Source organism: Peribacillus loiseleuriae, from assembly GCF_001183985.1.
Taxonomy (GTDB): domain Bacteria; phylum Bacillota; class Bacilli; order Bacillales; family DSM-1321; genus Peribacillus; species Peribacillus loiseleuriae.
This window is the reverse complement of sequence record NZ_LFZW01000001.1, coordinates 2,111,793-2,119,346: the sequence shown is the minus strand read 5'-3', so window position 1 is coordinate 2,119,346 and position 7,554 is coordinate 2,111,793. Positions and strand designations below refer to the sequence as shown.

The 7,554-nt window shown below is 38.6% G+C and carries 5 protein-coding genes; 1 reads left to right on the top strand and 4 read right to left on the bottom strand.

Translation table 11 applies throughout. The annotated features are described in order from the left end of the window. Nucleotides 1-553 precede the first annotated feature (553 nt). Nucleotides 554-1,003: a DinB family protein gene (locus AC625_RS09975; protein ID WP_049681166.1), complete on the bottom strand. Its 450-nt coding sequence runs from the start codon at nt 1,001-1,003 to the stop codon at nt 554-556. A gap of 508 nt (nt 1,004-1,511) precedes the next feature. Further along, nucleotides 1,512-2,471, bottom strand: a complete 960-nt coding sequence (locus AC625_RS09970) for a nucleoside hydrolase (protein WP_049681165.1) — start codon at nt 2,469-2,471, stop codon at nt 1,512-1,514. 513 nt (nt 2,472-2,984) lie between these two features. On the opposite strand from AC625_RS09970, the gene AC625_RS09965 reads away from it, so the two are divergent. After that, nucleotides 2,985-4,166 carry a GGDEF domain-containing protein gene (locus AC625_RS09965; protein ID WP_049681164.1) on the top strand — a complete coding sequence of 394 codons (1,182 nt, stop codon included), beginning with the start codon at nt 2,985-2,987 and terminating at the stop codon, nt 4,164-4,166. A gap of 1,558 nt (nt 4,167-5,724) precedes the next feature. On the opposite strand, the gene ltrA is transcribed toward AC625_RS09965, so the two are convergent. Both ltrA and AC625_RS27420 read right to left on the bottom strand, forming a co-directional pair. Continuing rightward, nucleotides 5,725-7,053, bottom strand: a complete 1,329-nt coding sequence (ltrA, locus tag AC625_RS09955) for a group II intron reverse transcriptase/maturase (RefSeq protein WP_049681089.1) — start codon at nt 7,051-7,053, stop codon at nt 5,725-5,727. Between the two features lie 318 nt (nt 7,054-7,371). Continuing rightward, a partial coding sequence (locus AC625_RS27420; protein WP_218971219.1) for a hypothetical protein occupies nt 7,372-7,554 on the bottom strand: 183 nt, incomplete at its 5' end.

Here is a 7,554-nt window from a genome sequence, read left to right as displayed (position 1 = left end):
GTAAATGTGTCCCTAGTAAGGGTGATAACTTGGTAGCAGCCTTTCCTCCATCGGCATTACCCAACTTCATTGGTACTACGCTGCTATCCGACTCCCTACAACGGCATTTGGCTTCCTTGCTTATTATCGCTTGTACACCATACTCTTCTATAAGAAGAAAAGACCGGTAGGGTCTCCCGAGTTGCCGTATCATATCAATGTGTGACGTGCCAAGGTCTCTGACTCCAGAGAGGTTCTATCCTTCTTGCCTTTAACGATGGATAAAATGTAGCTTTCTGCTGTGCTTAAGGCATCAGCCCTCTCGATTTACTAACATTATGGAGCTCAATCCCTTCAACCATTTGGCTTTCGGCCCGCCACCTAACTGTCTACGCTTAAAGGCTAATGTTACCATTAGCCCTCCAAGACTCGCTACGAGTGAATGGCTAGTTCTTTCTCGACGGGAATCCCACCCGCTATATGATACGACCTAGGCTCGGCCGCACAAGCACCCGTCAGTGGAACACAGTCGTATATCATAAACTAGTATTGAACAAGGCTACCCCGAACACATCTATCTCACAAATGTAATAAAGTCAATATTAACTGGTTCAAAACCATCTGATCGAAGTCGTGAGTTAATCTGTCCTCGATGATACTGACCATGCAATGCTACATGAGTTAAAATATCCTGTACAGAATTCTTAAACTCTTTTCCTTTACTATTTGTGTAGGTTATTAATTTATCTAGGTCAGTATTTGATAAATTAGTAAGAAACGTTGTTAAGCTCTCTTTATTTTGCATAACAAGCTCTGCACAGACTTCAATATCGACCTCTGACCAGATGGGCAGTCGTGAACTGTCCAATCCTCGTAATCTAGTTATCCATATTTTTTCTGCAAGTAGGATATGGGAAAACAAACGGTTTACCTCTTGATTTTTATCTTCAATACTTTGCAATGTTTCAAGAATACGTTGATTAGCCCAATTTAAATGCTCATACATCTTTTGGATAGTTTTCAATGAGAATCACACCACCAATGATTGAATTTTTCAATACGATTTTCCCTTTTAAAAATCAACTTTCCTTCATTTTTATATTACCGTATAACTCCATTAATTCAATTGAAATAAAAGGATTCTTCTTCAACTAAACTGCTCCTTTAGTTGAAGATGGGGTCTTTCTGAATGTATGATTTTAGATAGTTTCGTACATTGAAAAGACCACCAAAAAGGTCTTCTTCTTGAACTAATGTCACCATTATTCCTATAAGCTAGTTTAAAAAACTCCACTTATTTTATTAAGAAGAGTTAACATAATCTCCCTTATAGGCATTGAAAAAGGATTTCCCAGCGAAGATCCTTTTAGCTACTTGTTAAATAAAAGCGCCCGATTGTGGAATATTGAAAAACACGAAAATTGCTCATCATACTTTTTTTGTTCCGTCGTCTTTTTTCAGTCTGGCGAAAACAAAGACATTCTCACGGATGGTGAAAGGCACCATTATATCTTCGTATTAGTAAACTAAACTTACTTAAGCCTATCTGAAATAATCTCTACTGCCTTCACAAATTCTGCAACGAATTCTTCGCGATTAACTGTGTGAAGTACATGTACGTTTGGTGCTTTATCTGTACGATTCGTGTAGTCAACAACTGTTGCACCAGATGTTATGCCTTCTAGTGCTACTTCAACATAGCAGTCTTGGCCTTTAAATAATTCTGGTTTCAATAAATACATGACGGCACATACATCGTGGAAATGCAGCACTTGATCATAATTTTCTTCATGGAAAGGTGTTTTCTTAATGACATCCAAATAATATGTCACGAGATAATATGCTTTCTCCGCAAATTCAGTGCCAATATTTAAAATACTTTTCGCTTCATTAATTGTTACAAATGCTTTATGCGTTACATCTAAACCACTCATCACAATTGGAACACCCGAACGGAACACGATCTCTACTGCGTGTGGATCCACATACGCATTGAATTCCGCCATAGGGGACATATTGCCACCTACTGCTGCACCACCCATCCATGATATACGCTCGATTTTTTGTTTTACTTCAGGATGCGCAAGCAGTAGCGCGGCGATATTTGTTAATGGCCCTGTTGCTACAATTGTTATTTTATCATCGCTCGTCATAATCGTTTCCAGCATTGCTGTAATTGCTGGGCGTTTACTTACTGGTAACGTTGGCGCTGGAAACTGTACATTCCCAAAACCACTTTCCCCGTGGATATCTTCGGCCACTTCTAGTTCACGGAAAATGGGCTGTTCTAATCCACGTGCAATTTCTACACTCACTCCTATATAACTTAAGAATGTACGTGCGTTGTAGTTTGTTTTGTCTTGTGAAATATTACCCGAACAGGTTGTGACTAATCGCACGTCCAATGCGTCATCATTAGCAAATGCTAAAGTTAGCATCATTGCGTCATCAATCCCTGGATCTGTATCTATAATAATTGGTAATTTAGTCATGTAAAAAGCCACCCTTTTAAACTTTCTGATTGTATTCTTATATCATTGTATAATAAAAATAAACAATATCCAAAAGTCGCTCATCACAGCTTTTAGATATTTCCATTAAAATTCGCCAAATAAGTCTTGCACTATAAAATACGAAGTCACTTAGTCAAACCGTTTCCTTAATAACCAAATCCTCAATTACTTATGGTACGGTTCACCGTAGTGTATCTAAATGAGGTTTTCCACTTCAATTCTAAAAATCCTAACACTCGTAAATTAAGTGCTAAGCTTTTTGGGATTCGGCGTTATTATGTGTTTCTGAATCTTTTTCGAATGATTTTTAATTTTGTACTCCATAAGATTACTCTTTGCAGAGTCTTTATCAAAACATCTTGGAAGTACCCCTCGTAGTGTGAATGAGAGACTCCCACACTTCTGAAGAACGAAAGTATATAGTATATTGGGCCTCCTACTTTTGTTATAATCATAATGATTGGAAATTCGCTCATTAGTAGGTGGCTCATTATGAATTTATTTTTGGATACGAAAACCATTATTCTATTGCTTTGTATAGGCTACTTATTTACGTTAATTCTTATTAATGCTTATGGACATAATCATACAAAGGGTTTAACCGTTAAAACCTTTGTATTAGCAAAATTCGCTCAGACTTTAGCATTGTTTTGTATGGCTTATCGCGGTGAAATTCCCGACTTTGTATCTATCTCTTTTGCAAACTCAATCCTAATGATTGGATCTTCCTTAGAAATGATAGCATTATTAAGTCTTCAAAAAGCTCTCCGTCCTAAGACCAAAATGATCTATCTTTTTTTGACTCTATTCAGCATTATCGGTCTTCAACTCATCGTTCTCTTTTACAACAAAGAAAACGTACGGATTGCCTATTACTCCTTTGTAACTGCGATAATCCTAATCCCGGTCTATCGGATGGTTCTGGGCAAAGCCTCCACCTTGCTAATGAGAATGATCGGTAGTCTATATCTTCTTTTTATCCTAGCTTCTTTGGTCAGAGGGGTGACGGCTTTACTTTCATCTACTGTTTCGACAAGCTTTTATACCCCTGGAGCGTACCAATTGGTTTCCTTACTATCTATTTATCTTATTACAATTTTGGGTAATATAGGATTTTTTCTGTTAATGAAGGAAAAAGCAGACCACGAGTTAATCCGATTAGCCAGTTATGATGATCTAACAGGCACGTTGAACCGTAGAACCTTTACAGAAAATGCGAAACAGTATCTCACTGTTTATGCTAAGAAGGGACAACCAATATCCTATCTGCTTTTTGATATAGACAATTTTAAAATCATTAATGACACTTATGGTCATCAAGTTGGAGACCAAGTACTGCAGGATCTTACTACGCAAATTAAGCAGCATTTAGGCAAAGAAGATTTGTTCGTACGTTATGGAGGCGATGAATTTGGAATCCTGATGCCCGGAAAGGATGAAACCGAATCAAACGAAATTGCTGAGCGAATCAAACATACACTTAATGGAACTATCAGCCGCAGTCTACCGGTAACATATACCATTAGTATAGGCGTCCTCACCGTAATTCCAGATCAGTATACGCAATTGGAAACCCTATACATTACATGCGACAAGGCCCTTTACAACGCTAAAAGCAACGGGCGAAATAGCGTTTTTCGAAGCCAAATAGACGAACATAATGCGGTTTCATAATTGATAAAATCGAAATCAAAAAAACAGCCTATGGGGATCATTTGCTTTTCTAATCCTATGCAAAAGCTCCCCTATCAAGTACACCATAGTCTTATGAACCGGTCTTGGTACTCAGGTGCTCCCAAAAAAGCAGCTAATCCGTGTTTCGAAAATTAAGAATCCCACCGTGTCTCGACGTAGGAAGAACCTTGTTTATTTACGATTAGAACTTCTTGGAACTAATGGAGAATGGTAAAAAACCTTATTTACTTATGATACGGTTCCCCACTATTAATGTTAAACTACCTCCTCAACAATATGGCCCGTTTGCTGAATAAGGTTTCTAAAGAACACATGAATACTCTATACAAATCTAGTTAACATAAAGTCAATTTTTCGGAACTTCCGAAACATAAAACCCCTTGGTGCCTCAAGGGGTTCCGAATTGTCCATTTTTATCGTGTATACATAATTTTATACATTGTTGATGAATCAACACTTTCGGCTTCTGAAGAAGCCTGGTAGCTGCATAAAAAAGGGGTGCTTTATGCAAATTTTTCTTTCACTAGTCGAGTAGAAGGGAACCTCTCTACCTTGCGGTAGATTGTGTTCCTCCCCCCTCACAGAACCGTGCTTGCGCTATTTACGCACACGGCTCCTCCTAGTCACCATTCACAAAATATAGCTAATCTCTTTCGCTCAGATTTTGCTAATTCTGCTATCCTTAATAGTTTTGTGTCCATTTATTATCCCTACCTCTGCGTGTAGTAAATGTGTCCCTAGTAAGGGTGATAACTTGGTAGCAGCCTTTCCTCCATCGGCATTACCCAACTTCATTGGTACTACGCTGCTATCCGACTCCCTACAACGGCATTTGGCTTCCTTGCTTATTATCGCTTGTACACCATACTCTTCTATAAGAAGAAAAGACCGGTAGGGCCTCCCGAGTTGCCGTATCATATCAATGTGTGACGTGCCAAGGTCTCTGACTCCAGAGAGGTTCTATCCTTCTTGCCTTTAACGATGGATAAAATGTAGCTTTCTGCTGTGCTTAAGGCATCAGCCCTCTCGATTTACTAACATTATGGAGCTCAATCCCTTCAACCATTTGGCTTTCGGCCCGCCACCTAACTGTCTACGCTTAAAGGCTAATGTTACCATTAGCCCTCCAAGACTCGCTACGAGTGAATGGCTAGTTCTTTCTCGATGGGAATCCCACCCGCTATATGATACGACCTAGGCTCGGCCGCACAAGCACCCCGTTAGTTCAACAAGCATTATTTCTTTTTAGAAGATTTATACCCAATAATAATAACAACAGCACTAATTACGGCGAACCATATATACCATTCCATATGATTTCCTCCTTAACTGACGAAACAATATGATAATTTGTTAAATAGCAGCAACATTTCGGAAAACAGCCATATACTAGGAGTTATGCTCTTTACACTAGAATATTCCTTATTTCATTAGTCGAGTAGAAGGGAACCTTTCTACCTTTCGGTAGATTGTGTTCCTCCCCCCTCACAGAACCGTGCTTGCGCTATTCACGCACACGGCTCCTCCTAGTTATCATTCACAAAATGTAGCTAATCTCTTTTCTTAAGTCATATATATTGACCTTAACTCTTGGTGAAGGTAGTGGATATTTATCAAGAAATAGTCTGAATTTATCCCATGTAAAGGATTTCCTTTGACTTCTTCTGTTGAGCCATTTATACAGTATGTATCCGATTTTGTCTTTGAATTTGTTTACACTTTGGGTGTTATCTGTGATGCAGTAATAGTTGTAATAACCTATTAGTGAGCGTTTAAATCTATCCATAATCATATGAATATCTTTATTTCTATTATTCTTCAACCATTCTTTTGATTCCTTAAGTTTGCCTTGGACTTTCTTCCTGCTTGATTTCCTTTTCACTCGAAAATTTCCCTGTTTACTCTTCCCACAATAGTGTGTAAAACCTAGGAAATCAAAGGTTGCTGGTTTTCTATTTCCCTTTTGTTTCGCATCTTTCTCCGCAAACCTCCCGAAGGGAATAATTTTAGTTTTATCCTCAGCTATCTCTAGTTTAAACTTCTTTAATCTAAGTTTTAATGATTGGAAGAATTCCTGAGCTTCGCTCTTATATTGAAAACAACAGACAAAATCATCTGCATATCTCACTATGTATGCTTGTCCTTTGCACTGTTTTCTTACCCTTTTCTCAAACCAAAGGTCGAGGACATAATGAAGATACACATTGGCTAATACCGGAGATATCACTCCACCTTGCGGTGTACCATTATCTGTTCTGTGTTTCTTACCTTCCTCCATATATCCACCTTTAAGAAACCTACCAATCATTCTTAGTAAGTTAGGGTCAGAGATTCGCAGTTTTAAGAACTCCATTATCCATATGTGGTCAACGTTGTCGAAGAATCCTTTAATATCTACATCTACTACATAATTTACTGACCTCTTTTCAATATAGTGGTTCAGTATTTTCAAAGCATCATGGCAACTCCTATTTGAACGGAATCCAAATGAACAATCTAGAAAGTCATTTTCATAAATGGTATTAAGTATCTTTGTAATGCCTTTTTGAACAATTTTATCTTCATGTTCAGGTATTCCCAATGGTCTTTTCTTGTTTGAATTGAGCTTTGGAATGTACATTCTCCTTACTGGAACAGGACGGTAACTTTTGCTTTTAAGCCTACTTATTAAATCCTCTATGTTTTCTTCTAAACTTTCACCGTATTGCTCTTTAGTTGTACCGTTGATCCCAGTTGCCCTCTTATTGGGAAGTTCATGATGACATTGAACTAATGCTTCCTTATTTAAAAGATGTGCAAGAGATGTAAATTTCATTTTAGGATCAGATTTTGCTAATTCTGCTATCCTTAGTAGTTTTGTTTCCATTTATTATACCTACCTCTGTGTGTAGTAAATGTGTCCCTAATAAGGGTGATAACTGGTAGCTAGCCTTTCCTCCATCGGCATTACCCAACTTCATTGGTACTACGCTGCTATCCGACTCCCTACATCGGCATTTGGTTTCCTTGCTTATTATCGCTTGTACACCATACTCTTCTAAAAGGAAGAAAAGACCGGTAGGGTCTCCCGAGTTGCCGTATCATATCAATGTGTAACGTGCCAAGGTCTCTGACTCCAGAGAGGTTTTATCCTTCTTGCCTTTTAACGAAGGATAAAATGTAGCTTTCTGCTGCAGGTAAGGCATCAGCCCTCTCGATTCACTAACATTATGGAGCTCAATCCCTTCAACCTTTTGGCTTCCGCCCCGCCACCTAACTGTCTACGCTTAAGGACTAAAGTTACCTTTAGCCCTCCAAGACTCGCTACGAGCGAATGGCTAATTCTTACTCGACGGGAATCCCACCCGTTATATGACCTAGGCTCGGC